Genomic DNA, 24835 nt, shown 5'->3' with positions numbered 1-24835 from the left:
TTCAAGCACTCCGGGCAAAACAATGAGTGTCGGCACGCGCGACATTAAGCACATCGACGAGCGTCATGAAGCGGCGTTCGGCGACAGGCAGCTTCAATGGGAAATCGGTGCGTGCATGCGCGCCGCGGCTTTCCTTGCGCAGCATTGCAAAGACGGCAATCGTCAACGCAACAATCGCCGGATCGGTAGCGGGGCCACCGTCTTCGGCGACTGGCAACAGGGCGGCGATTGCCCCCTGGAGAGCGCCGGCATTGCGCAGCACGCCGAGGTGGCGCGATACGAGCACACGCACGGCCGAAGCATCCGGCGCTGGCACAGGCAGCACCCGTCGGACCGACCGAACGGGACCCGCCGAGGTCGCGCTGATGTCACGGGCAGCCCGCATGCCGAGGGCAGCTGCCTCAAGCAACGAATTGCTGGCCAGCCGATTGGCGCCATGCAGCCCGGTCGAGGCCGCCTCGCCGACCACCCACAGGCCGGGAACCGAGCTGCGTCCCGTCAAATCGGTCGCAACTCCACCCATGTGATAGTGAACGGCAGGGCGCACCGGTATGACATCGCTTGCCGGGTCGATGCCAGCCTCACGGCATAGCGCGTGGATTGTTGGAAAGCGGGAGGCGAAGCGACCGCTGAGCGCACAACGCGCGTCCAAGAAGACCCGCCGTCCTTGCGAAAGCTCTGCGCTGATGGCGCGCGCAACGACATCGCGCGGCGCGAGTTCTTCTCCATCGATGCCGGACATGAAGCGCTCGCCTCTGTCATTGACGAGGATGGCGCCCTCGCCGCGCACCGCCTCACTGACAAGCGCCAGCGGCCGGCGGGCAGAATCGAGGCCGGTCGGATGAAACTGCACGAACTCCATGTCGGCAAGGCTCGCGCCTGCCCTTGCCGCCAGCGCAAGTCCCTGGCCGAAATTGCACATGGGATTGGTGGTGGCGTCGTAGAGCCCGCCGATGCCGCCTGTCGCCAACACCACCCTGTTGGTCACAATGGCGGCTGTTTGTGCCCCTCGAGAGACGGTCAGACCGCTGATAGAGCCGTCATGGGTCAACAGCGAGCGCACCTCGGTTGTATCGAGCACCGTGATCGAGGGTGTCTTGGCGACCGCGGCGAGGAATGCGGAGATGATTGCGGCGCCCGATCCGTCCCCCGATGCATGCACGATGCGTCGCCGCGAATGGGCAGCCTCCAGACCAAGCACGAGGCGCCCTGCGCCGTCTCTGTCAAACGAGACGCCGGCACGCTCCAGGGCGGTGATGACGGCGGGGCCATCGGCGATGATCTCAGATGCGGCTTGCGCATCGCACAGGCCGTCGCCGGCAGCAAGCGTATCGGAAAGGTGCAGCTGAGCGCTGTCATCGTCGCCAAGACTTGCGGCGATCCCGCCTTGCGCCCAAGCACTCGAGGTCTGCGCACCAATGGCGCCGCGGGTGATCAGCGTAACCGGCTGCGGCGCCAGCGTCAGCGCCGTCATCAGACCGGCCAGACCGCTTCCAACGACGACAACCTGCCCGTTCAACGCGTCAAGACGCGCAGTCATATCGCAAGCATCCGCTCGACGGCAAGCCGGGCAGCAACGGCAACGTCGGGGTCGACCGTGACCTCGTGGCGATTTTCCTCCAGGGCCGCGCGGATGTTGGCGAGCGTGATCCGCTTCATATGCGGGCAAAGGTTGCAGGGTCGAATGAACTCGACATCGGGGTAATGCACCGCGACGTTGTCGCTCATCGAGCACTCGGTGAGGAGCACGACCCGGGCTGGCCGCTTCTGCCCGACGAAATCGGACATCACCGCAGTCGATCCGGCAAAGTCCGCCTCGGCCACGACATCCGGCGGACATTCGGGGTGTGCCAGCACCATCACGCCGGGATAGTTTTCGCGCAGTTGCTTGACGTCATCGGCCGTGAACAGTTCATGGACCTCGCAATGACCATGCCAGGCAAGCACCTCGACCTTCGTTTCGCGCGCGACGTTGCGGGCGAGATATTCGTCCGGAATCATCAGCACACGCGGCACGCCGAGCGACTCGACGACCTGTTTGGCGTTTCCTGATGTGCAGCAAATGTCCGATGCCGCCTTCACGGCCGCCGAGGTATTCACATAGGTGATGACAGGCACGCCGGGATGGGCTTGGCGCAGCAGCGCCACATCCTGCGGCGTGATCGAATCCGCCAGAGAGCAACCCGCCCCCATGTCCGGTATGAGCACCGTCTTTTCCGGATTGAGGAGCTTGGCTGTCTCGGCCATGAAATGCACGCCGGCAAGAACAATGACGTCGGCGTCCACATCGATCGCCTTGCGGGCGAGTGCAAGGCTGTCACCGACGATATCTGCCACCCCGTGGAAGATTTCCGGCGTCTGGTAGTTGTGTGCGAGGATGACGGCATTGCGCCGGCGCTTCAGCTCGAGGATCGCCTCGACGTCATCGGCGAACGACATCCACTCGGCTTCGGGCATGACGCGACGAACACGCTCATAGAGCGAGGACACGGAAACGCTGTGGTTCATGGTTGACTCCTCGTTATGCTCTATCTGAGCATATCATCGACCCATGAATATTCTCACGATGAGCATATGTCAATTGCGAGAGAGCGGTAATTTCGATCCGGCGAGGGCGCGTTCTTCGAGGACGACATGCCGGTAGCGAAACAGCTTTGCGGGCCGCCCGCCCGTTTCGCTCGTCGTTTCGCCAGTCTCCTCGACCAATTCCTGCTGTTCGATCAACCGGCGGAAATTCTGCTTGTGCAGCGTCAGTCCAGCCAGCGCTTCGACGCTGCGCTGTAATTGCAGCAAGGTGAAGCTCTCCGGCATCAGCTCGAAGACGACTGGACGGTATTTGATCTTCGCACGCAATCTTGCAATGCCCGTTGCAAGGATGCGCCGATGGTCGGCGAACATCGCCCAGCCCGGATTTGCTTCGGCCGGGCAGCCGGCCTCTGTCACGATGCCCGCTTCGTAGAGCAGTTCATAGCGTTGTAACACCAGATCCTCATTCCACGCGGCCTCGCCGAGCCCGAAAGCGAAATTTGCCCGGCGTAGCTGATCGTTGTGCCGGACGGGATCGCGCTTTGCCCATGCGACAAGACGCGTGACGATCCCATCGAGGATCGCCGGGCGCCCAGCGCGCCAGTCTTCCCAGGGGAAATAGCTGTACCAACCTTGCCAGCCAGATCGGCCGCCGCCCGGCGTCGCTTGCTCACGCACCAGACCGAGATAGCTGATCGAAATCGTCCTGCCGCCCAGGATCTCGTTGTTTCGGTCGCGGTCGGCAAAGGTGTAGAGTTGCTCCAGATACCCGACAGGATGGCCTGTCTGCTCCTGAACCCACTCGCGCAGACCGCTCTGCAAGGTGCGATGCCCCATTTCAAACGGACCGGACGGAAGCGCGTCGCCCGATCGGATCGTCATGACACGCGGTTCGCCGCCTGTCACCGCCACGAGTACGGCTATCAATTCGGCATGGGCAAACCCGATCGTCACGGCGGCTACGAATCCATTTCTATCGACCGCTCAATCTCTGGCACAGCAAACCGCCGCGTGAAAGCACCCCGGGGCCCGACCACGGCAAATTGCTGACACTAGCGCAGGAACTGCCGGAAGCGTTTCAGCGCAAAATAGAAGAAGATGGCGCCGAGCGCAAAGAGCACTGCAAGCTGCGGCCATACCACACTCAGGCCGGCCCCGCGAAACAGCACCGCCTGGGATAGAATCACGAAATGCGTGTTGGGCGCCGCCAGCATGATGGTCTGAATGATCTGAGGCATGCTCTCGCGCGGCGTCGTGCCGCCCGACAGCAGTTGCAACGGGATCAGCACGAGCATCAGGAGAAGCCCAAACTGCGGCATGGAACCGGCGACAGTTGCGAGAAAAATCCCCATGCAGGTCATTGCAAAGACCTGAAGGACCGTGCCGATGACAAAGAGCGTAAACGATCCCTCGATCGGTACATCAAGCAGTCCCTGGACGATAAAGACAAGCGAGAAGACAGAGGCAAGGACGACGACGAGTCCCATCGACCAGATCTTGCTCAGCATGATTTCAACAGGTGTGACCGGCATGACAAGCAGATGCTCGATAGTGCCATGCTCGCGCTCGCGGATCAGTGCCGCGCCGGTCAGGATGATTGACAGCATCGTGATCGAGGAGATCACGTTGTTAATCGAGGCGAACCAGCCCTTGTCGAGCTGCGGGTTGAAGCGCGCGCGCAACACCAGATCGACCAGGACCGGCTCGTTGCCGCGATAGCGGTTGACGAACTCGTTGACCTCGCCCGAGACGATCGATTGCACGTAACCGCCGCCGGTGAAGGCTTGGGAAATGCGGGTCGCATCGATGTTTAGCTGGATCGTCGGCGACCTGCCGGCAAGCACGTCGCGCTGGAAGTTATCCATTCGGGCGAGTACCTGCCCCACCTCAACGAAATCGCCCTCGTTGACGAGAATGTCCTGGATGCGGCCGGCGGTCTTTGTCGAGATATCGATCTCAGTGGCCTCGATGCGCCCATTGCCGCCGGCAATGCCATCAGGGAGACCGCTATCGGAGAATTTCAGCCAGGCGTAGTACCCCCGAGCGCGACAATGGAGAGTAATGCAAGCAAAACCCAGCTCTTCGTCGACATCAGGACCTCTCAACATGAAGCGAGCCCGACCACGATCTATGGTTGCTTTCAACCATAACAACGAATTGACGGTGCAAACAACCGCCATTCAGAGGGATAATCGAATCTTCAATACGTTGGGCCCAGGCGCTCTGCACGCGATAAAAAACGAATCAACACAATTGATCCGATCAATTATCTCCGTTAGGTTGATTGCTGGCATAATAGTCGCGCAACAACCGGCGTTGGAAGGAGAGAGCCATGAAAGATGGACCCCATGCAGTTGATATTCACGTCGGGAAGACGATCCGCATAAAGCGTCTGATGCGTAAAGTTTCGCAGACCGAGCTTGGCGACAGGGTCGGCGTCACGTTCCAGCAGATTCAAAAATACGAAAAAGGTGCCAACCGCGTCTCGGCGAGCATGCTGGTCGAAATCGCCGGTGCTCTCGATGTCGACGTCCGAACTTTCTTCGAGGACGTCAACACCGCGAATGACAATCCGACGCCGAGCGACGAATTCGTTGTTTCGCGCGATGGCGTTCTGCTCAACGCCGCCTTCCTGTCGATCAAGAACGAGGCGGTTCGCAAGAAGATCGTAAAGCTCGTGCAGGCAATTGCCGGCATGGAGCAACTGGACGACGCCGAGTAACAGCACGGTCCGAACGTCCCGGCCTGATCGTCAGTGGCAGTCGAGAAGCACCAGGTTCTCGCTGGCATCTTTCATCGCGACCTGCGTCTTGGTGCCGATCAGCTTTTCGAGATTGACATCGAGTTCTCGCTCGGGGTCGATGCCGTCCCAATCAATGACGACCTGAAGAAGAGCCATATTGGCCAAGTGCGTCAGATTATGCAGCTTGAGCCTTTGGGCTTCATCCTTTGCGGCCGAGAGCAACCGGAAGATTCTGGCATACTCGCTACCCGTTCCCTCGTCCCTCGTCAGAATGTTCATTTCCACCGCCTTCTCTGCTGATGAGCGCCTTCTCGGCTTCAACGAGATCCCATCATTCAGGTCCAGCGTTACTCGGGCGTTACAGGCGTGACAGCCGCTGTGACTTCCGCCCGCAAATGCTCCCAGTGAGAGGTCGCGGCGAAGCCCCAGTCACGCTCCTGAGCGGCAAACTCCACGTCCTGCAGATATTGCAAGACGAGTTCGGCATCCTGACGCTTGCGCTCGATCTTTCGCGATCGAATTATCCGCAGGATCTCCTTGGCGCGGCCGTCCTTGGGGAAAGCGCAGCCTTCGACGACCTTGGGATAGGTGCGCTCTGAAAAGTGGAGCAAGCGGCCAGCAAGCAACAGCATCTTGTGTTCGGCAAGCGAGACCGCACCCGTCCGGTACAGGTCATCGATCGTCGGCTGAAAATCCACCCAGGGGATCGAGAGCGGCAGCCAGCCGAGCTCTTCGGGTGCATGCACGAGCGCCACAGCCTCATCGTCGATCAGGCGACCTTCCGCATAGTCCTCGTAGATCGAGCCAAGACCGACCATGCCGAACGCCGCGCATTCGGCCGCGCGAAGCGCACCCATGCTGGCGCCACCGACGACAACGACATTGTGCTGCAATGCGTAGAGGATTTCCTTATGCCATACCGAAGGAACTTCCCCGAAGTAGCCATCGACAATCCCGATCGCGCGCGCACCGTCCTGCACGGCTTGCAATATGTCACCGCGCGCAGCCGGCCCACGAAAATGGATCGATGGGTTTTTCGCGCGAAGCGCGCCGATGTCAGCTCCGAAGCTCGGCCCTGCGAAGATGACCTTCATTGCATTGCTCCCTGCATGGCGTTGACGGCGCGCAATCCGAGTTGAATGTATTCGCCGCTGACATCCACTTCGAGACCGGGCACGATCATGCGGACGACCGAGACCGGCAGGCGCGGATGGGGAAGCGGTACGGCCACCACCTGATCGATACCTCTCGACGCCAAGCGATCGAGAATCTGCGAGATGTTTTCCTGAATGGTGCGCGGCGAAGGTTCGAAAGAGAATGTGGGAGCGGCTGGCGTTTCATCGCAGAGATTGATGAGCTCCTGCATCGGACCGCCGTCGTCGAGCCTCTGGTAAAGACGCGGCGAAAAGTCGTCACGGCTGCCGGCAATTGCAGTCAAGCGGCTCTGCGCTGCCTCGGTGATTGCGCGCAGCGCTGCCCGAACCGGATCAGGATGGCATCCACATCCGCCACAAACATGGGTCCAACGCGCATCCACGCGCTCCCCGAGATTGCCGGGAATGATAACGGCCAGAAAGCTGGGGACGCCAATATCGGTCGTCATGTCGAGCAGCAGCAGACGCATTCCCGCGCGCTCGATGCGATCGACAATGATATCGAGCACGGGGTCGCCGAATGCAGTCGGATCAATCCGCGCGCCGCGCAGTTGCTCATATGGGCGCAACTGCGTCAGCGCCCAGGCGTCGCGTTCGACCAGTTCGCAAAGCCCATGAAGCACGGCTTCTGCCGGCCGGTTTCCAGATGCGAGGCCATCGCTCGACTGCTCGAAACCGGATGGCCGGACGCCCCGATGGTCGAGGCCGACGAGCGGCCAGGGTACGAAGACCGGACGGTTGGAGATGATGTCCAGGCCTTCGCCCCAGGCAATTGGCTCGGAACCAATCTCAGAAGGAACGCAGCGCGCCACCGAATCGAGGTCGATCATCGGCGCATGCTCAGCCCTCATACCGGCCAGAGTGGCAATCACAAGATCGCTCGGCTGGTTTTCTGCAACGCTTGTCTCAACGGCCTCCATCGCCGCCGAGGTCATTGCCGCCTCTTCGTCGATGCCCTTCCCCTGGAAGACGGAAAGCGTGTAGCTGTTGGGTCGCGTGGCAAAGGCTACGGGGATCTCAAGAAGGTCTAGTGCGGTAAGCAGCCCCACCCGCGTAATACCAAGTTCCTTGAAATGCGGCTTGATGGCCGCGAATGTCTGTCCAGGCGCCAGCGCGCGGTCGTGGTAGCTGTTGATACCGGCCGATGAGAGGCTGAGATCTTGCGCCAGGCGCTCGAGTGCGGTCTGAACAGACATTCGCATAATTCCTCAACGGAACTTCAGGGCGTGAACGATGTTTGCCGTGGCGTTCGTGTCGAGCTGCACGGCCTCCTGCTTCAGGACGGCCTGAGCGGCGGCCGAAAGGCGTACTGCAACTGGCTTGATCTGAACCGTCGTCATTGTGTCATCTCCTTGCTGGAAGCAGCATTGTGCTGCGGACAGCGAGAAGATGCCCCGGCGGGCGTTATTTCGGCGTGACCGAGATTCGCGTTAGGAAGGAGGTGGAAACGCTGAAGTTGTAACGCTTCAGGACAATCCGGCCATGCGAAGGCCGTCAATTAGCTGACGGGTGTCGTCCGGATTGCGATCCGGCACGAATTCCCAGACATCATCGGTGCGGAAATCAGGGAAATTCTCAAGGACGATGGAGGCATAGCGCGACGCGGTTCTAAGATCGCCGTTCTTTGCATGAGCCGCGGCCAATAAACGCGAGGTTGCGGGACGGTCCTTGACACGATCCAGGACCTCGATCGCCTTCGCGTAATTTTCTTGGACGAAATGAATGCCGCCAAGATTCCAATAGTAGTAATCCGGCGGCAGCGGATTGAGCTTGAGTGCCGCCAAACTCAACTCCAGTGCGCGATCACTCTGTCCGTCATGCAGCAGCGCATCCGCATAATCGGCGAGGATGTCGGCGTCATTCGGGTTGAGCATCTGTGCTTCGGCAAAGAAATCGAGGCTGTCGCTGAAGCGGCGGCGGTAAAGGGCCACGAAGCCCAACTCGCGCATCGCCCGGCCGCTGTTGGGGTCGCTGTCGCGCGCAAGCCAGGCCGAGCGGTCGGCGTCCTCCAGTAATTGCGTGTCCTTCATTCCGCGCACCAGCCATTCCATGCCAAGCACGCGTGCCATTCCAGCGTGCGCGGACGAGAATTTGTCATGGCGTGCAAGCGCCGATTTGAACCATTTGCGGGCCTGGCGCAGGTGCTGAAGATCAGTCTTCGAAACGAGACGCTTTCCTTCAAGGTACAAGCGATAGGCCGACGGATTGACGTCGTGCGTCATGTCCAGCAGCTCACGGCGCTCGATCGTATCGGCGAGCGTCATCACGATACGCCGCGCAAGCTGCCCGAAGGACTGATTGACCTTCTGCATGGCAAGAGGCAGGTCGATCGCCCACAGCACCTCGGCTGTCGAAGTCTTCGTCAAACGGCAGGTCGAATAGATGTCTTCCTCGCGACCATGGATCGTAACGTATACAGTATAGTCAAACCGCAGTTCAGGTGGCGTTGGCGCAGCAATGGCGCCTGTCAGACTGCGGTTGACGATTTCCAGACTGGTATGGGCGGCAATAACCTTGAAGCCGCGCTGCTGGCTCAGCCCGATCGTCACCTCTTCCAGCAAGGCGCGCCCCACGCGCTGCAGCACCGGATCCGACAAGATCGTATCCGGCGGCAGAATGAGGACGCGGGGCTGCCCGACCGGGTCGGTGGACGCGTTGCCTGATACGGCAATGGGGGAATTGGCCAGCATGGCGGGTGCGATGATGCCGAGTTCGTAAGCGAGTGCCTGCGTCAGCGCATCAGGTTCCGCGCCGTAGTCGGTCTTCAGCTCACTGCGGCAGCGGAAATACGCCTGGCGCGCTGCCCCAAGATCTCCGGCCTCGACGTGCCTTTTCATCAGCGCCCTGCAAGCGACCTCGTTTGCAGGATCGGCCTCAATGAGCAACCCTGCGAGGAAGAGGATATCGCCAGACGTCAGCTTCTCCGGCGTTTCGAGCAGCGCAATGATATGTGCTTCGCGGCGCTCAGCGATGCGCTGCCGTTCCACGCCGACGCGCTCTTCGGCTTCAATTGTCGGCGCCTTAAACCCCTCGACAAGATCACCGCGAAGCAAATCCCATGCAGGACGTGGCAACGGCGCGGCGGTATTGCTCAAGACGAGGACGTCAGCTTCCCACCCCTTGTCGTTAAACGCGACATGGGTCTTGGTCGCCTTGATGAGGCGCGGCATACCATCCGGAACGCTGCGATCGATACGAGCAAGAAGCTGGCGCAAGCTCCCGGCCCGCTGTTTGGACTGGTCCGATTGCCACAGGATGGCGCGCAGGATTTCGCGGTCCATGGAATATTGCGGCGCGGTCACCAGGAAGGCGAGCAGCGCATAGGCTTTCTCCGGCAAGGCGATCTCATGCCCTTCTGCGAAAAGCACGGGCGTTCCGAGTAGGCGCAGGAGGTGGCTCTGTTTGCCTGTCACGGGCAACTCGCGATTGGAGGATCCGTCATGAGTATAGGGCCAAACAATCACAACGCAAAAGGATTATGCTTGTCCGGTTGAAGTTTTCAACCGCTGGCTGATTTTGGTGGATGGCTGCGGCGAATGCATGCCGGCCCGAAGGCTGTTTCGGTCGAAATGTCAGCGGCAATGAGACCGACAACAAGAAAAATGGCGCCGATCAGTCGATCGGCGCCATCACATGCAACGCGGAATTGGTAACTTAGGCAGCTGCCGAAGCAAAACCGGCCGTCGGCACTTCCGAGATTGTCTTTAGAACCTGCGAAGCGATCTGGTAGGGGCAACCTTGAGAATTCGGGCGACGATCTTCCAGATAACCGCGATAGTCGTTCTTGACGAAGGAGTGCGGAACGCGGATCGAGGCACCACGATCGGCAACACCGTAGGAGAACTTGTTCCACGGAGCCGTTTCGTGCTTGCCGGTCAGGCGCTTGTCGTTGTCCGGGCCGTAAACGTTGATGTGGTCCATCAGGTTCTTGTCGAACTGCGCCATCAGGGCTTCGAAATAAGCCTTGCCGCCGACTTCGCGCATGAACTTGGTCGAGAAGTTGCAGTGCATGCCCGAACCGTTCCAGTCGGTATCGCCGAGCGGCTTGCAGTGATACTCGATGTCGATGCCGTACTTTTCCGTGAGGCGCTGCAGCAGGTAGCGTGCCATCCAGATCTGGTCGGCGGCGCGCTTGGAGCCCTTGCCGAAAATCTGGAACTCCCACTGACCCTTGGCCACTTCGGCGTTGATGCCTTCATGGTTGATGCCGGCTGCGAGGCACAGGTCGAGGTGCTCTTCAACGATCTCGCGAGCGATCGAGCCGACGTTCGAGTAGCCGACGCCGGTGTAGTACGGGCCCTGCGGAGCCGGGTAGCCGCTTTCGGGGAAGCCGAGCGGACGACCGTTCTCGTAAAAGAAGTATTCCTGCTCGAAGCCGAACCAGGCGTCCTCGTCGTCGAGGATGGTGGCGCGGCTGTTGGACGAATGCGGGGTGACACCGTCCGGCATCATGACTTCGCACATGACGAGAACGCCGTTCGTGCGCGCCGGATCCGGATAAAGCGCGACGGGCTTCAGCACGCAGTCGGAGCTGCGGCCTTCTGCCTGCATCGTGGACGAACCATCGAAGCCCCAGAGCGGGAGCTGCTCGAGCGTCGGAAAAGCGTCGAATTCCTTGATCTGCGTCTTGCCGCGGAGATTTGGTACCGGGGTGTACCCATCGAGCCAGATGTACTCGAGCTTATACTTGGTCATTTTGCGATTCTCTCAAACATAGATCGTGAGCAAATCCTCAAGCGAACCCGACCGTTGCGACGACCGGACCGCGAAGGGATGCCAAATTATATGCACGTCGCGTGCCAGTTTGTGCGCGATGCCGTCGCGAGTAATTTGGAATCGCCCGATTGAGCCGGCGAGCAAGTTTGGCCGGCAGGATTGCGGAGCGCGGAACTAACTGCGGACTCAATCAGTTAGTCGCCGGAGGAATTTTGTTGTGCGTAAGTTTCCAATGCGCCAGCGAGAGCCGGCCAAGGCTCGCAACATTTTTCGGCAAACCAACTCAATTGATCAGGACTTATGCACCTGATTATCTTTTGTGCTTTTTGAGATTCTGATTCAAACAACAGCAGATTCGAGTGCCCACAATTGCAACAAATAATGCACTTTTTTCAATCAAATCGCGCAATTCCTGTGCAAAGCTGCTATGGTGGCGTTAACGTCCTGGGGCGTGGATGAACAAGGAGGCATTGTATGGCCATTGGTGTGCATCACGAGACGGCAAAGATTTACCCTTTTCCGAAGCGCTTCGCCGCGGCAGAGCGCCGCCCGGCGGTTGATATTGAACGCGATATCACCCCGTCCGTCTATGAAAGTTGCTGGTATCACGACGAGGCGATCAAAGAAGCCGCAGAGCCAGCACAGCCGAAGTTCTCACCCCGCATTGTGGATTGATCTTCCCTCTGATCGTGCCGTCGCCATGGTGACGGGAGATAAATTCCAGGCTCGACGGCTTGTCCTCTCCGCGAGTGGGCGCCGGGAACAATCTGCATATAGCACCTGAGAACTCGAGCGGCCGGCTTCGCCACGATACTCTTGCACATGGCGCTCGCGCAGGCCATGAGAGGCCTTCGATATCGATCCCGGGCTATTTTTGATGGTCAAAAAGGAAATCGCGATCCTCGGCGGCGGCCCGACGGGCCTGACGGCCGCCGAAAGCCTGTCGTCGCTCGGGCACGCGGTCACGGTCTATGAAGCGATGCCGACGGTTGCACGGAAATTCCTCCTTGCCGGCAAGTCCGGGCTGAACATTACCCATTCCGAGGATTACGACTGCTTCGCGTCACGCTTCGGCGCGTCGAACGCCCGCCTCCGCCAAGCACTGGATGGCTTCGAGCCGATGGAGGTTAGGGCCTGGGCGGCAGGACTCGGTGCCGAAACATTCGTGGGATCTTCGGGGCGGGTGTTTCCGACGGCAATGAAAGCTTCACCGCTTCTTCGCGCCTGGCTGCGAAGACTTGAGGCACAGGGCGTACGGATCCTGACCCGGCATCGCTGGCTGGGATTTTCGGACGGGGGCTACGTGATCGCAACGCCGGAGGGTGCAAATGTGATCCAGCCGGACGCAGCCCTGCTGGCGCTTGGCGGGAAGAGCTGGCCTCGGCTCGGGTCCGATGCCGGCTGGCTGCCTTGGCTCAGCGAGAAAGGCATCGCAGTCGATGATTTTCAGCCCGCCAATTGCGGCTTCGATGTCGATTGGAGCGACCATCTGCGGCAGCGTTTTTCCGGTGAGCCGGTCAAATCGGTCACCGCGACCTCGACGGCGGGCACCATCCCAGGAGAATTCGTCGTCACCCGGCATGGCATCGAAGGCAGTCTCGTCTACGCTCACGCTGCCGCGTTGAGAAAGAGCTTAGCGGCCGGGCAAACCACGACCCTTGATGTCGACTTGACGCCGGGACGCGCACAGGATCGCATCGCCCGTGAGCTTGGAAAGCAAGATCTGAAAGCTAGTTTGTCAAACCGGCTTCGAAAGGCTGCCGGGATCGACGGTGTGAAGGCGGCTCTTCTACGCGAACTCGCAGGTGCCGCGAACCTCGGCGATCCTCATCAACTGGCCGGTCTGATCAAGGCACTGCCGATCCCCGTTCAAAGACCCCGCCCGATCGCCGAGGCGATTTCCTCGGCAGGCGGCGTCAAATGGGATGAAATTGATCGGAACTACATGCTGAAGGCGCTGCCCGGCCTCTTCGTCGCCGGTGAGATGATCGATTGGGAAGCACCGACCGGGGGCTATCTCTTGACGGCATGCTTCGCCAGCGGGCGGGCCGCCGCCCTTGGGATCGAGGCCTGGCTCAGCAGGACCTAAGGGTCGGCTATCAATGTCCGACATCACAGAAGTGGTGGCTGAAGCGCCGCGCCTCGCCAGTGACATCGACGTGGTCTTGATCAACGGCCATTCCCGCCCACAAGGGCGGACCAAGCTCGGCGCTGCAGTCCGACCCGAGGCGCGAGCCCTACCGCCTCGGTTGAAACGTATGCTCCTTGGCAGGAAATTGGCCGGTTCGGACCTCCTCGGCGTAGGCCTCAGCGGCTTGAGAGACGAGTGGGCCCAGATTAGCAAAGCGTTTGACAAACCGCGGCATGAAGTCGTTGAAAAGACCGAGCATGTCGTCCGACACCAGGACCTGCCCGTCGCAGGCAGGCGACGCGCCTATGCCGATGGTTGGCACGCCAAGCGAAGCAGTGATGTCGCGGGCAACCGGTTCGACAGTTCCCTCGACAACAACCGCGAATGCTCCGGCCTCGGCGACCGCCAGAGCGTCGCGGCGAATCTTTGCCGCCTCCTCATCTGAATGTCCGAGCGAGCGAAAGCCACCGGCCGTGTTGACAAGCTGCGGCATAAGCCCAACGTGGCCGAAAACTGGGACCCCTCTTGCAGTCAGGAAGGCGATCGTCGCCGCCATTTCCTCCCCGCCCTCCAGCTTGACGCCATCGCATCCGGTTTCCTGCATCAGCCGCACGGCGCTGCGAAACGCCTGTTCCTTTGATTCCTGGTAACTGCCGAAGGGAAGATCAACGATGACGCAGGCATGCGACGCGCCGCGCATGACGGCGCGGCCATGGGCAACCATCATGTCGAGGGTCACGCCAACCGTCGTTTCCAGGCCGTAAAGCACCATGCCAAGAGAATCGCCGACAAGGAGAAGGTCGCAGTGGGGATCGAGCAGGCGGGCGATCGGCGTCGTGTAGGCCGTCAGGCAGACGACGCGGTCCTTGCCCTTCATCGCGCGAATCGAGGCCGTTGTCAGCCGCTTCTGCTTGCTATGGGTGCTCACTATGCCGCCCTCGAATTCTTGATCGATTTGACCCCGATGACCCTGTTGTCGAGGAGCCGAGTGGTGCCGATGCGCACAAAAAGTGCGACAAGCGCAGACACCGATTGCAGCGAGGACAAGCGCTCAAGGGTTTCAGGATGGCGCACGGCGACCACTTCGGGTGTGGCAAGCGGCTCTGCCGTGATGAACTGCTTCAACGCGGCCTCCAATTCCTCGGGGCTATCGCAGCCCTTCGCATAGAGCCGCTCGGCTTCTGCCAGGGCATTTGGCACGACAACGGCCGCGGCCCGTTCCCGCGCACTGAGGTAGACATTGCGCGACGAGCAAGCAAGCCCGTCGGCTTCCCGCACAGTTCCCACGGCAACGATGCCAACCGGCTGAGCGAGATCCTCGGTCATCCGCTTGATCAGCGCCACTTGCTGGTAGTCCTTCTCGCCAAAATAGGCGCGATCGGGCTGCACGAGGTTGAAAAGTTTCGTGACGACAGTCGCCACGCCCGCGAAATGTCCTGGCCGGACCTCCCCTTCCAGCTGGTTTGCGAGCGTTGGAACATCGACGAGCGTCAGCATCGGTCGCGGATACATTTCGCTGACGTCAGGTGCAAACAGGACATCGACGCCGGCAGCCTCGAGCATTGCGCTGTCGCGCGCCAGGTCACGCGGGTACTGGGTCAGATCCTCGTTGGCGCCGAACTGCAGCGGGTTGACGAAGATCGATACAACGCTCACGTCGTTTTCGGCGCGCGCGCGAGCGACCAACTCCATGTGACCGACATGCAGGAATCCCATCGTCGGCACAAAGCCGATCGTCTTGCCGTTGCGCCGATAGGCGCCAAGCTGATCACGCAATTCTGCGATCGTGCGGATCGTTCGCATAAAACCTCCTCCGAATTCCCCGAAGCCTGAGCGCAGGTCGGACAAATGGTGGCGGATAGAACGCGATTTGACGAAAAGCGTCAACGCGACTGCGTTATTATAACGATTAAGCAGCAGGCCGGGCATGCGTTATTTTTCGTATTTCGGCTATGGCACCTCAGCCTGGCCGTCGAGCAGGCGCACTCCGTCACCCTTTCATGCGAATCGGCGTCAGTGTTGATGATCTGCAACGGCACATCGGATACCGGATCCGTTGTGGCGGCGTCACCTTCGGGACGAGAGACTTGCGCGTATTGTCGCACTCATCTGATGCAATTGCCCGTATGTTCAAGGTTTTCTCGCAACTTCCTATCAAAATGCCTGGCTCAGTGCGCCGTTCGCTCGTGCGACTTTGTTTATTCTTTTTGTCCAAACTCCGCCCCAGTGATGGTAGAAGAAGGCCTCGATGGACGGAATGCCCTTCATGGGTGTCACGGCGATGTCCGAAAGCGACGGAGGGATGGTGACCAATCCTTATGAGATTCTTGGCGTCCGGCGAGATGCAACCGACGACCAGGTGAAGGCCGCCTATCGGCGTCGCGCGAAGACGACACATCCAGACTCCGGCGGTGACGCGGATGCGTTCAGCCGTGTCCAGAAGGCCTACGAGCTTCTGTTGGATCCGGTCCGCAGAAAGGTGTTTGATGACACGGGCTATGATGTCGAGCTCGCCGATCCCATTGACTTGCAGGCCCTTATGGTGATCGAAAAGCTCGTCAATCAGCTCACCTTGGATGAACGCGAGCCAGGCACATTTGATCCACTCGCCCGCATGCGCTCCGATCTTTCGGAGGAAATGCGCAAGGCGCGTTTCAGTAAGCGCGAACTCGAGCGTCACGCCTCACGCATCGAGCATCACCTGGAACGGCTGGAAAAGCGGCCGGCGACCGATATCCTCGGCTCCATGTTGCGTGCCCGTATCAAGGCAATTTCGACGGCGATCAGCGAAACCGAGGCCAAGATCAAGGCCAACGAGCGCGCATGCGAAATGCTCTACGATTATACCTATGAAGTCGACGTTCACGACGGCGAGGAAGGCCTTGCCGTCGAGGATCAGTCAGCGCCGGCCCTGCGCAACAAGCGGGACGATCGCCCGCTTTGGGTCGTCCCGGCTGCTCAAGAGGGTTGAAGGGCGTTCGCCGCGTGGGTTACGCGGCGCGCTGGTCCGTGCCTTGGATTGCGGCAAGCTTCCACTCGTCTGCGCCCCTGCGCACGAATGTCCAGACTTCCGTCGTTTCCGTCGGCCGATTGCTATCACCGCTGACGAGTTTGCCGTTCGCCCGCTCGACGAGAGCGTCGATTGAAGAATAGCGCATGGCGAGTGTTGCGTAGTCCGCCCCATCTTCCCGCCAGGCTTCGGCAATATCGCCCTGCAGCAGCTTGACGTTCGACACGTCGTTGCGTACGCCGTTCGTCGCATTCTCCCCGAGTTCCTCGGCAAGATAGGACATGGCTTCGGGCGTCGTCAGGCGACGCAATGTGCCATAGTCTTCGGCCCCGTAGGCAGTTTGCACCTCTGTCAGCAGTTCCTCGAAGCGGTCAAGATCGCGCTTGCTCAAGCCGATCTCGTCATTCGGCTTCGTGTTTGCCTGCCGCTGCCCAAAACCTGCCGCCGACCCGATCGAGGGAATCTGAAACGATGCGTTGCCGCTCGGGGCCATGTTGCTGGTTCCCCCGTGGCTTGGGCCGCCATAAGCCGGTTGACGTCGATTGGCAAAGAAGCGCATGGCAAAGGAAATCGCAATCGCAATCAGGGCGATCTGCAACAGCATCCCGAGGAATCCGAAGCCGCCGCCAAAACCGTGGCCGAGCAGCATCCCAAGAAGTCCGCCAGCGATGAGGCCGCCGATCATCGACCTTCCAAAACCATTGAAGAGGCCGGGCCTTTGCGTACCGAGAGGCTGTTGACCAGCGTACGGCGCGTTGGTTTGCGAGCGAGGCGTCATCGAGCGCTCGATTGGGGCAGCCGGCGAAGGCGCGGTGCTCGTGACGGGCGGCGCCTGGAACGTCCGGGTGCCACGGCTGCCGAACCCGGAGCTGCCCGCACGGCGCGCATCGGCCTCGCCGATCGAGGCAAATACGGTAGCGCCTGTCAGAACGGCAATTGCCGCAATCTTGGCAAAACGCGAAACGGCACGAGGCATCCAAATCTCTCCTGTCATGACAACCAATGCATGTCAGGAGCTTATATAGGGACTGCTTTGCCGGTTTGAAGCTTGGGCGCGCCGATCTTTATTGGCACACGTCGACCCAGGTCGCCCCTGTCAGTTCTGCCAAGCGCTCGGTCGATATGCGCACGGCCGAGTTGGTGGAGCCGGCAGCCGGCACAACTTCATCAAATCGCCGCAGCGAAACATCACAGTAGATCGGCAAAATCTTTGGCAACCCGAAGGGGCAGACACCACCAACAGGATGGCTGGTAACCTCCACGACCTCCTCGGGTCCAAGCATCCGGCCCTTGCCTCCGAAGGTATCCTTGAACTTCCTGTTGTCGAGCCGCGCCAGACCGCCGGCAACGACCAACATGGTTTCCTCACCGACACGCAGGCAGATCGTCTTGGCGATCTGAGCGGGATCGACCCCATGCGCCTCCGCAGCCAACGCCACCGTCGAGGAACTTTCGGCGGTTTCGACAATCTCGATATCGGGAGCATGGGCGCTGAAAAACGCGCGAACGGTTTCTAGACTCATGGCCAAAGGCTAGCGCAGGACTCCGATCAAATGAACCCCAAATTATCAGTGCCTATGCGGGCGCCGACCCAGTTTCGATCAACTTCACGCTGTTTTCCTGACAGAGACGACGGATCGAAGGCGTAATGCATCGATCGGTGATGAACGTATGCACTTGAGGAAGCTGCGCGATGCGTACCGGGGCAGTCCGCTCGAATTTTGTCGAATCGGCCACAAGGATGACATGCCGCGCGTTGGCGATGATTGCTTGCGCCACCTTCACTTCGCGAAAGTCGTAGTCAAGCAGCGCGCCGTCCTCATCGATAGCCGACGCGCCGATCACGGCATAGTCCACCTTGAACTGCCTGATGAAATCAACGGCCGCCTCGCCCACAATGCCGCCATCCGAACCACGCACCACACCGCCGGCTATGACAACCTCGATGGTCGGAAGCAGCCGCAGTCTATTGGCAACATTGATATTGTTGGTAATGACCATCAGCTCGTGATGGCTCGTGAGCGCTTCACCGACAGCCTCCGTCGTCGTGCCGATATTGATGAAAAGCGAGGCATTGTTCGGAATAAGGCCCGCCGCCGCGACGCCGATCGCCTGCTTTTCGGTCGCGGCGATCTGGCGTCTGGCCTCATACTTTACATTCTCGGTGCCGCTTGGAAATGTCGCGCCGCCATGAACGCGCGTGAGAATCTGTGCATCGCAGAGGTCGTTCAGATCCTTGCGGATCGTTTGCGGTGTGACAGAGAAATGGGTCGCGAGTTCCTCGACGAATACGCGGCCGTTCGACTTGGCCATCCCGACTATTTCCGTTTGGCGATCGCTCAGGAACATGGGTTCGGCCTCTTTCATTTACGTTTCGTTTCGCAACATGAGAATGCTTAACAGAGGCTCCAGCGCGCGCAAGAGCGATTGGCAGCACCAACGAGACGGCGACAGACTTTCGGTCTCGTCTGCTCTGGCGCTTCCGACGGGATGCGCGCACCGCACCCGGCCCGTCCAAGCAAAAACCGGGGAGCGAAACCCCGAAATTGGTGGGAATTTGCCCATGCGATCCACATCGGGGTTGCAAAGACGCGCGAGTACGACGATAGGAGACATTGCGCTGCATTTGCGCTTGAGCTTACCACAGCAGGGTTCCTAACCGTGGCGCGCTTGTTGTGGTTCAAGCAATTGTCGCTGTCACAATTGTGGACATACACGCAGAGGCTGTTGTAGATAAGGATGGGCAGAAATATTATCTATTCAAGCCGTCGAAAGCGGCCCTCGACTTGCTGTTCCTATGATCTCCTGGGCGCGCAAGGGCCAAAAGAGTGCCACAGATGACGCGGATCAGATGCTCAAATTGAACACAGCAACAGGAACGAACCGTTTGCAACGTCTGATCGGTGCGTACGTGATCAATCTGGACAGCTCGTCAAAGCGATGGGCGGAAGTATCGTCGCAGGCGACCTTTGCTGGCATGCAGATCGACCGAATCCCCGGTGTCGATGGGAGCGCGATCCCCGCAGCGCAAAGATCTGGATTCAACGAAAAAGAGTTCTTGCGTCGGAATGGCCGGCAGATGCTGCCTGGCGAATATGGCTGCTACCGTGCTCACATGAGGGCGCTGGAGGCTTTTCTCTCAAGCAACTTTGAAAACGCCATTATTATGGAAGACGACGTGGAATTGCGTCAGGATTTCACGCTGAGGGCCGCTGCGATCTTAAAAGCGGTGCCTTCCGCCGAGGTGGTAAAGTTGCTCAATCACAGGTCGAAGTGGTGCCGAACGGTGGCCATCTCGGAGTATGGAGATTCCATTGGGCGCTGTCTGCACGGTCCGCAAGGGTCCGCAGCTTGCTATCTCGTCACGCGCGAAGGCGCCCGTAAGCTGCTTGAAAGCGCCAATAATATCGAATTTCCCTACGACATGACCCTTGAGCGCGGATGGAAGACGGGCGTTAACATCTATACCGTCCGGCAAAATATCGTCGAACTATCCGAACGCTCAGCTGTGAGCCAGATTGCCAACAGGGCTCAATACCGCGCCGTGAAGTTGCGAGGCGTTCGTAAAATCGGAACGCACTTTCTTCGCTTGATCGAGTATGCCCGCCGAATACGGTATGCACTATCATGACAATACCCACATCTAACAGTCAGGTGAAGTCGGCAACCCTCGACGTCGTCATCGCCATCTTATGGCTGGGGATGATGTCAGTGACGTTGATCGAGAGCGATTTCTATCGATACGCTGCCATCCTGCTCATGGGCCTGTCCCTTATGCTTCGTAAGGCCCCTTTGCGGGCGTCGTTGGCCGACTGGTTAGCGATCGTCTGCGTCGCCTGGGGTGCCTTCGCTTTGTCGAGATTTCTCTTCGGATTGATCGTCGACGGTGAAAGAGGCGCATCCGAGTGGCTCTACGCTTTTGCGATCTTGTTTCCTGCCATGGGCCTGGCGCTGCATACGAGCTGGCATCTGATCAAGCCTATTTTGCTGGCGTTCTTCTGCAGTGCGCTTGTCCTGTTCATCGTCTCGACGCCATTTTCCGCGATCGTGGCAGGCGAGCGGATGTCCCCTGCTTTCCATCATAATTCTATTCACGGAGCCGTCGGGTGCGGCTTTATCTTCATCGGGGCCTTTTACTGGGCGTTGCATCAGTGGGAGATTGGCAGCTCGACGCGCACCAAGGCCGTCGTCTCAGCGATCGCCGTGACGGTGATCGGTCTCGCGATTTTCAATATTTATGGCGCCAAGTCGAAGGGCGTATGGTTGGCGCTACTGCCAGCGCTTGGCCTGATGATTGCAGCGACGCTTTTCTACCTCAGGCGAAAGACTGTGCTCGTCGCCGCCATCAGCGGCCTTTTGCTTTTGTCGTGGGGCATCTACGAGGTTCGTGACAACGTGGCGCACTTCGGCGCTGCCACGCTCAATTCAGTTGTGATGATTGTCGAGCGGCTCGATAGCGGCGTTTCGCTGGAACGCGTTATGCAAGACGCGATCGCCTCGTCGGACACGCCTATCTCGCTGGACGAGCGGCTGCAACTGTGGGCCAACGCGATCGACGTCATATCCGTTGCGCCGACCTTCGGCAACGGCAACGGGTGGCTTACGATTTGGCAAACAACGCCTTACCGCGGTGTGACTTACACCCTGATGCACAATGGCTACCTTGAGATCCTGGTCCGATATGGCTTTACCGGTCTCGCCATATTGGCGCTGATCGTCATTTCGGCCATCTATCGTGTTTATCGAGCTTCATCGGCAGGCGTGATCAGCAAGAGCGCTTTTGCTTGCTACCTGACGTTCGCGGTCTACTTTGCCTTCACGATCCTCAGCAATTCGAATAACCGGCTTGCCATCGGCGAATCCTACGCCCTGCTATTTGCCGCCACGTGTTTTGCCTGTTCGATAAGGCTGCGGTCCGCTTCGATTGCCCAGCGCGGTGACGTCGCTCTGCCTACCGGCGATTCGTCCAATGCAATCCCAGCGCATCTGCGGGGATAGGGCCGATGCGGGCGGTTTCCGACAGATATGTTCAAAGCATTCTTGATCTGCCGAGGCCGACCAAACGGGCGTTGGCGGTGCTGGTCGATTCGTGCCTTTGTATTCTGACGATCTGGCTGGCCTTCTGCTTTCGCTTGAATGACTGGGTGACGCTGACGGGTATGCAGCTCGTCACAATTCCAGTGTCCCTTGTGATTGCGCTCCCGATCTTCATCACAATGGGTCTTTACCGGGCAATCTTCCGCTTCCTCGGCTGGTCGGCGTTCATCACGGTGATCAAAGCCATAACGATTTACGGCCTTGCGTTCATGGCGGTTTTTACTGCCATCAGCTTCCCGGGAATACCACGCACGATCGGCATTATGCAGCCATTGTTGTTGCTGCTGGCGATCGGCCTAAACCGCTTTATGGCAAGATATTTCCTGAGTGAGGCTTACAAGCGCATACTGCGGCAGAACACGCAGACGAACATGCTCATCTATGGTGCTGGATCCGGCGGTAGGCAGGTCGCCGGCGCGCTGAGCGGCAGTGCCGATTTCAAGGTCGTCGGCTATCTCGACGATGACAAAAACCTGCATGGGAGCCTCATTGGCGGCGTTGCGGTTTACGATCCGGAGAAAATCGTCGCATTGAGCGCGCGGCTGAACGTCCGCACGATCCTCTTGGCGCTTCCTAAAATTGATCGGTCGCGGCGCAACGAAATCCTGGAGCAGCTCAGGGGCGCGCGCGTTGCCGTTCGCACCGTCCCCGACCTGAACGCCCTTGCCGGCGGCCAGGCGGAGTTCACCGATCTGCAGGAACTGGATATTGAGGATCTGTTGGGTCGCACGCCGGTTCAGCCGGATCAAGCGCTCTTGGAACGCAACATCCGCGGACGGGTCGTGCTCGTGACAGGCGCGGCCGGATCAATCGGCAGCGAACTCTGCCGCGGACTGGCTCGGCTGAAGCCGGCTGCATTGCTGATCCTCGACCAAAATGAATATGGGCTCTATGCCTTGGAGAACGAGCTTACCGGCAACAACCCGGACGCCGGGCTCCAGATCGTGCCGCTGCTTGCAAACGTTTGCGACGAGCTTCGGATCCAGAAGATTATGGAGACCTGGCGACCAGACACCGTCTATCATGCGGCAGCCTACAAGCATGTACCGCTGGTCGAAAAGAACCCGGTCGAAGGGGTCAAAACGAACATCTTTGGCACTGTTGCGGTCGCGAGAGCAGCGATCGATACCGGCGCAGAAAGGTTCATATTGATCAGTACGGACAAGGCCGTCAGACCAACCAACGTCATGGGCGCCACCAAACGGCTCGCGGAAATGGCGCTTCAAGGATTGGCCGCCGAAGGCGCCTCGACGGTTCTCACGATGGTGCGGTTTGGCAACGTATTGGGATCTTCCGGTTCGGTCGTTCCCTTGTTTCGCCAGCAAATTCGCCAGGGCGGCCCTATCACGTTAACGCATCCCGAGATCACGCGCTTCTTCATGACGGTGCCGGAAGCGACCGAGCTCGTCATTCAGGCCGGGTCCATGGCCAAAGGAGGCGATGTCTTCGTCCTCGACATGGGCGAGCCGGTCAAAATTATCGATCTTGCCCGGCGCATGGTGGAGCTGTCCGGCTTGACCATCGAAGACGAACGAAATCCGTCGGGAGATATCCGTATTGTTACGACGGGCCTCCGGCCGGGAGAAAAGCTATACGAAGAACTGCTGATAGGCGACAATCCCGAGCCAACTGAACATCCCAAAATCATGCGTGCGCGGGAGCGGTTTATCGAGTGGGAGATACTGACGCCGAAACTTCGGCAATTGAGTTCCACTGCCGACGAGGGAGATGTCGAGGGGCTGCGCCGCATTCTGAGCGCACTTGTCCAGGACTATCATCCGTTCGACGGCGTGGTTGACCTCGTCTCCGTTCGGCAGGGAGCCACCCAGTGACGGCCTATGGCGAGGCGTTCGTGCTGCCGTCTGTTGGGAGCTGAGTATGATACTCATCACCGGCGCGACAGGCTTTGTCGGTCAGGATCTTCAGGACGCACTTCGCATCCGCGACTTTGCATTCAGGGCGGCCGGCCGCGCCGCTCACGCGGGGTGTTTTGCCGTCGGCAACATTGATGGTGCGACGGATTGGAAAGCCGCGTTGGTTGGCATCGATGCCGTCATTCATCTTGCGGCGGCAAATCAGAATGTCATCGATGGATCAAACCCAGGACCTGCAGTTTTCCGGACGGTGAACACCGAAGGGACAATCAACCTTGCTCGACAGGCGGCCGCCTATGGGGTCAAACGGTTCATATTTATCAGCACGATAAAGGTGAATGGCGAACGATCGGTCAAGGGGCGTCCATTCACACCGCACGACCTCCCTCATGCGACGACTGAGTATGCCGTGTCAAAGCTTGAAGCAGAACAAGCTCTGATGGCATTGTCGAAGACAACTGGCATGGAGATCGTCATCATTCGCCCACCGCTGGTCTATGGGCGCGGCGTTGGAGGCAGCTTCCGCGCGCTCATGCAGCTCGTTCGGAGTGGAATTCCGCTTCCCATGGCTTCGATCGACAATCGAAGGTCCATGGTCTACGTCGAAAATCTCACCGATCTCATCGTGACGGCAGTATTTCATCCCGCTGCGCCTGGCCAGATACTGCTGGCAGGCGATGATGAGGCAGTCTCGACGCCCGAGCTGCTGCGGCGGCTGGCCGCTGCCATGGGACGCCCGGCGAGATTGGTTCCCTGTCCTTGCGCCGTTCTGCATATTCTTGGCCGGGCAACGGGCAAAGGAGAGCTCGTAAGCCGCCTTACCGATTGGCTGGAAGTGGACATATCTGATACGCGCGGGCTATTGGACTGGAATCCGCCTTTTGATATGCGAAACGCCTTGAAGCGCTCACTTTGAGAGCTTTTGGCGTCAACGTTTGATACAGGAACTTGAATCTTTCGATGCTCAACGGCTTTAACAGATCTTTGAAGCGACTGTTTGATATCTGCGCTGCGTGTCTCGGACTTATCGTTCTTGCTCCGGTCCTGGTTATCCTTGTGGTCCTCGTGCGTCGATCGTCCCCTGGCGGCGCACTGTTTCTTCAGGAGCGGGTCGGCCGTGCCGAAGTACCGTTTGTTTGCATCAAATTTCGCACGATGGCGGCAGGTTCTCCCAATGTCGGCTCTCATGATGCAGCTTTGTCCTGGATCACGCCGCTCGGCCGAAAACTGCGGGCATACAAGCTCGACGAACTACCTCAGCTCATCAACGTTTTGCGCGGAGAGATGAGCTTCGTCGGCCCTCGCCCGTGTCTTCCCACGCAGCATGACGTCATCGCTGCACGGCGCAAGCGCAAGGTATTTTCCGTGAGGCCTGGCATAACGGGACTGGCTCAGCTTCAAGGAATTGACATGTCGACGCCCGATGCGCTCGCTGAAGCCGACGCCCGCTACATTCAAAAAGCTGGTTTTTGGCAAGACATTGTCCTCGTGATCAGCACTTTGGCCGGGCGGGGAACAGGAGATGCGGCCGCGAAGTAGGAGCTGGCTGGACAACCTGAAAACGTCAAACGGATTAAGCAGCGA

The 24835-nt window shown here is 59.4% G+C and carries 23 protein-coding genes and 1 pseudogene; 9 read left to right on the top strand and 15 right to left on the bottom strand.

Going from position 1 to position 24835, the window contains the following annotated elements; all coding sequences use genetic code 11:
- Position 1: 1 nt before the first annotated feature.
- The 4 genes and pseudogenes from ACSQ9D_RS26920 to ACSQ9D_RS26905 form a co-directional block, all read right to left on the bottom strand.
- Complete coding sequence (locus ACSQ9D_RS26920; protein ID WP_436284883.1) at positions 2–1540, bottom strand: L-aspartate oxidase; 1539 nt, start codon at positions 1538–1540, stop codon at positions 2–4.
- Entirely contained in the window at positions 1537–2508 is a 972-nt protein-coding gene (gene nadA, locus ACSQ9D_RS26915; protein WP_436284882.1) for a quinolinate synthase NadA, read from the bottom strand. The genes ACSQ9D_RS26920 and nadA overlap by 4 nt, the downstream gene beginning before the upstream one ends.
- 69 nt (positions 2509–2577) lie before the next feature.
- Positions 2578–3480, bottom strand: a complete 903-nt coding sequence (locus ACSQ9D_RS26910; protein ID WP_436284881.1) for an NUDIX hydrolase — start codon at positions 3478–3480, stop codon at positions 2578–2580.
- Positions 3481–3578: 98 nt separating this feature from the next.
- A pseudogene (locus tag ACSQ9D_RS26905) lies at positions 3579–4385 on the bottom strand (ABC transporter permease); the annotation flags it as partial.
- A gap of 473 nt (positions 4386–4858) precedes the next feature.
- Here ACSQ9D_RS26905 and ACSQ9D_RS26900 point away from each other — a divergent pair.
- Positions 4859–5248 carry a helix-turn-helix domain-containing protein gene (locus ACSQ9D_RS26900; protein ID WP_037121119.1) on the top strand — a complete coding sequence of 130 codons (390 nt, stop codon included), beginning with the start codon at positions 4859–4861 and terminating at the stop codon, positions 5246–5248.
- A 30-nt stretch (positions 5249–5278) separates the two neighbouring features.
- On the opposite strand, the gene ACSQ9D_RS26895 is transcribed toward ACSQ9D_RS26900, so the two are convergent.
- The 6 genes from ACSQ9D_RS26895 to ACSQ9D_RS26870 form a co-directional block, all read right to left on the bottom strand.
- Positions 5279–5548, bottom strand: a complete 270-nt coding sequence (locus tag ACSQ9D_RS26895; protein ID WP_037121117.1) for a hypothetical protein — start codon at positions 5546–5548, stop codon at positions 5279–5281.
- A 68-nt stretch (positions 5549–5616) separates the two neighbouring features.
- A complete protein-coding gene (locus tag ACSQ9D_RS26890; RefSeq protein WP_436284880.1) occupies positions 5617–6363 on the bottom strand; it encodes a TfuA-like protein in 747 nt (248 codons plus the stop codon).
- Complete coding sequence (locus ACSQ9D_RS26885) at positions 6360–7619, bottom strand: YcaO-like family protein (protein ID WP_436284879.1); 1260 nt, start codon at positions 7617–7619, stop codon at positions 6360–6362. The genes ACSQ9D_RS26890 and ACSQ9D_RS26885 overlap by 4 nt, the downstream gene beginning before the upstream one ends.
- 12 nt (positions 7620–7631) lie before the next feature.
- Entirely contained in the window at positions 7632–7763 is a 132-nt protein-coding gene (locus ACSQ9D_RS26880; protein WP_280142187.1) for a hypothetical protein, read from the bottom strand.
- A gap of 126 nt (positions 7764–7889) precedes the next feature.
- Positions 7890–9836: a BTAD domain-containing putative transcriptional regulator gene (locus ACSQ9D_RS26875; RefSeq protein WP_436284878.1), complete on the bottom strand. Its 1947-nt coding sequence runs from the start codon at positions 9834–9836 to the stop codon at positions 7890–7892.
- Between the two features lie 241 nt (positions 9837–10077).
- Positions 10078–11118, bottom strand: a complete 1041-nt coding sequence (locus ACSQ9D_RS26870; RefSeq protein ID WP_436284877.1) for a glutamine synthetase beta-grasp domain-containing protein — start codon at positions 11116–11118, stop codon at positions 10078–10080.
- A gap of 495 nt (positions 11119–11613) precedes the next feature.
- On the opposite strand from ACSQ9D_RS26870, the gene ACSQ9D_RS26865 reads away from it, so the two are divergent.
- Both ACSQ9D_RS26865 and ACSQ9D_RS26860 read left to right on the top strand, forming a co-directional pair.
- The gene (locus ACSQ9D_RS26865) at positions 11614–11814 is read left to right on the top strand and encodes a DUF2735 domain-containing protein (protein WP_436284876.1); all 201 of its coding nucleotides are present in this window, start codon (positions 11614–11616) and stop codon (positions 11812–11814) included.
- Between the two features lie 202 nt (positions 11815–12016).
- Positions 12017–13228: a TIGR03862 family flavoprotein gene (locus ACSQ9D_RS26860; RefSeq protein ID WP_436284875.1), complete on the top strand. Its 1212-nt coding sequence runs from the start codon at positions 12017–12019 to the stop codon at positions 13226–13228.
- 148 nt (positions 13229–13376) lie between these two features.
- Here ACSQ9D_RS26860 and panB read toward each other — a convergent pair whose 3' ends face one another.
- Positions 13377–14198 carry a 3-methyl-2-oxobutanoate hydroxymethyltransferase gene (gene panB, locus ACSQ9D_RS26855; protein WP_436284874.1) on the bottom strand — a complete coding sequence of 274 codons (822 nt, stop codon included), beginning with the start codon at positions 14196–14198 and terminating at the stop codon, positions 13377–13379.
- Positions 14198–15073, bottom strand: coding sequence for a pantoate--beta-alanine ligase (gene panC / locus ACSQ9D_RS26850; protein WP_436284873.1), 876 nt, complete (start codon positions 15071–15073; stop codon positions 14198–14200). The genes panB and panC overlap by 1 nt, the downstream gene beginning before the upstream one ends.
- Positions 15074–15575: 502 nt before the next feature.
- Between panC and ACSQ9D_RS26845 the strand changes: the two genes are divergently transcribed.
- Positions 15576–16241 carry a J domain-containing protein gene (locus tag ACSQ9D_RS26845; RefSeq protein WP_368514770.1) on the top strand — a complete coding sequence of 222 codons (666 nt, stop codon included), beginning with the start codon at positions 15576–15578 and terminating at the stop codon, positions 16239–16241.
- Between the two features lie 19 nt (positions 16242–16260).
- Here the strand turns inward: ACSQ9D_RS26845 and ACSQ9D_RS26840 are convergent, their stop codons facing one another.
- The 3 genes from ACSQ9D_RS26840 to ACSQ9D_RS26830 form a co-directional block, all read right to left on the bottom strand.
- On the bottom strand, positions 16261–17256 hold the full coding sequence (locus tag ACSQ9D_RS26840; RefSeq protein WP_436284872.1) for a Tim44 domain-containing protein: 996 nt from the start codon (positions 17254–17256) through the stop codon (positions 16261–16263).
- Positions 17257–17344: 88 nt separating this feature from the next.
- Entirely contained in the window at positions 17345–17803 is a 459-nt protein-coding gene (locus ACSQ9D_RS26835; protein WP_072375729.1) for a YbaK/EbsC family protein, read from the bottom strand.
- Positions 17804–17855: 52 nt separating this feature from the next.
- Positions 17856–18629 (bottom strand): DeoR/GlpR family DNA-binding transcription regulator, encoded by a 774-nt coding sequence (locus tag ACSQ9D_RS26830; RefSeq protein WP_436285185.1) that lies wholly within the window; start codon positions 18627–18629, stop codon positions 17856–17858.
- A 502-nt stretch (positions 18630–19131) separates the two neighbouring features.
- On the opposite strand from ACSQ9D_RS26830, the gene ACSQ9D_RS26825 reads away from it, so the two are divergent.
- Genes ACSQ9D_RS26825 through ACSQ9D_RS26805 form a run of 5 tightly spaced genes read left to right on the top strand, consistent with a single transcriptional unit; the run spans position 19132 to position 24790 of the window.
- Positions 19132–19911 (top strand): glycosyltransferase family 25 protein, encoded by a 780-nt coding sequence (locus tag ACSQ9D_RS26825; RefSeq protein ID WP_051970725.1) that lies wholly within the window; start codon positions 19132–19134, stop codon positions 19909–19911.
- Entirely contained in the window at positions 19908–21278 is a 1371-nt protein-coding gene (locus tag ACSQ9D_RS26820) for an O-antigen ligase family protein (RefSeq protein WP_436284871.1), read from the top strand. The genes ACSQ9D_RS26825 and ACSQ9D_RS26820 overlap by 4 nt, the downstream gene beginning before the upstream one ends.
- A gap of 5 nt (positions 21279–21283) precedes the next feature.
- Positions 21284–23209, top strand: coding sequence for a polysaccharide biosynthesis protein (locus tag ACSQ9D_RS26815; protein WP_436284870.1), 1926 nt, complete (start codon positions 21284–21286; stop codon positions 23207–23209).
- Between the two features lie 46 nt (positions 23210–23255).
- Positions 23256–24167: an NAD-dependent epimerase/dehydratase family protein gene (locus ACSQ9D_RS26810; protein ID WP_436284869.1), complete on the top strand. Its 912-nt coding sequence runs from the start codon at positions 23256–23258 to the stop codon at positions 24165–24167.
- Between the two features lie 44 nt (positions 24168–24211).
- Positions 24212–24790, top strand: a complete 579-nt coding sequence (locus ACSQ9D_RS26805) for a sugar transferase (RefSeq protein ID WP_436284868.1) — start codon at positions 24212–24214, stop codon at positions 24788–24790.
- Positions 24791–24835: the final 45 nt, after the last annotated feature.

The organism is Rhizobium sp. LjRoot258, assembly GCF_964254185.1.
GTDB lineage: Bacteria > Pseudomonadota > Alphaproteobacteria > Rhizobiales > Rhizobiaceae > Rhizobium.
The sequence above is the reverse complement of the archived record's forward strand: the minus strand, read 5'-3'. Positions and strand labels throughout refer to the sequence as shown.

Coding starts and splice junctions, on each gene's coding strand:
- ACSQ9D_RS26825 (WP_051970725.1), top strand. CDS start 19,132: ATGCTCAAATTGAACACAGCAACAGGAACGAACCGTTTGCAACGTCTG.
- ACSQ9D_RS26815 (WP_436284870.1), top strand. CDS start 21,284: ATGCGGGCGGTTTCCGACAGATATGTTCAAAGCATTCTTGATCTGCCG.
- ACSQ9D_RS26895 (WP_037121117.1), bottom strand. CDS start 5,548: ATGAACATTCTGACGAGGGACGAGGGAACGGGTAGCGAGTATGCCAGA.
- nadA (WP_436284882.1), bottom strand. CDS start 2,508: ATGAACCACAGCGTTTCCGTGTCCTCGCTCTATGAGCGTGTTCGTCGC.
- ACSQ9D_RS26835 (WP_072375729.1), bottom strand. CDS start 17,803: ATGAGTCTAGAAACCGTTCGCGCGTTTTTCAGCGCCCATGCTCCCGAT.
- ACSQ9D_RS26900 (WP_037121119.1), top strand. CDS start 4,859: ATGAAAGATGGACCCCATGCAGTTGATATTCACGTCGGGAAGACGATC.
- ACSQ9D_RS26885 (WP_436284879.1), bottom strand. CDS start 7,619: ATGTCTGTTCAGACCGCACTCGAGCGCCTGGCGCAAGATCTCAGCCTC.
- ACSQ9D_RS26880 (WP_280142187.1), bottom strand. CDS start 7,763: ATGACGACGGTTCAGATCAAGCCAGTTGCAGTACGCCTTTCGGCCGCC.
- ACSQ9D_RS26820 (WP_436284871.1), top strand. CDS start 19,908: ATGACAATACCCACATCTAACAGTCAGGTGAAGTCGGCAACCCTCGAC.
- panC (WP_436284873.1), bottom strand. CDS start 15,073: ATGCGAACGATCCGCACGATCGCAGAATTGCGTGATCAGCTTGGCGCC.
- ACSQ9D_RS26920 (WP_436284883.1), bottom strand. CDS start 1,540: ATGACTGCGCGTCTTGACGCGTTGAACGGGCAGGTTGTCGTCGTTGGA.
- ACSQ9D_RS26860 (WP_436284875.1), top strand. CDS start 12,017: ATGGTCAAAAAGGAAATCGCGATCCTCGGCGGCGGCCCGACGGGCCTG.
- ACSQ9D_RS26830 (WP_436285185.1), bottom strand. CDS start 18,629: ATGTTCCTGAGCGATCGCCAAACGGAAATAGTCGGGATGGCCAAGTCG.
- ACSQ9D_RS26865 (WP_436284876.1), top strand. CDS start 11,614: ATGGCCATTGGTGTGCATCACGAGACGGCAAAGATTTACCCTTTTCCG.
- ACSQ9D_RS26805 (WP_436284868.1), top strand. CDS start 24,212: ATGCTCAACGGCTTTAACAGATCTTTGAAGCGACTGTTTGATATCTGC.
- ACSQ9D_RS26840 (WP_436284872.1), bottom strand. CDS start 17,256: ATGCCTCGTGCCGTTTCGCGTTTTGCCAAGATTGCGGCAATTGCCGTT.
- ACSQ9D_RS26890 (WP_436284880.1), bottom strand. CDS start 6,363: ATGAAGGTCATCTTCGCAGGGCCGAGCTTCGGAGCTGACATCGGCGCG.
- ACSQ9D_RS26810 (WP_436284869.1), top strand. CDS start 23,256: ATGATACTCATCACCGGCGCGACAGGCTTTGTCGGTCAGGATCTTCAG.
- ACSQ9D_RS26870 (WP_436284877.1), bottom strand. CDS start 11,118: ATGACCAAGTATAAGCTCGAGTACATCTGGCTCGATGGGTACACCCCG.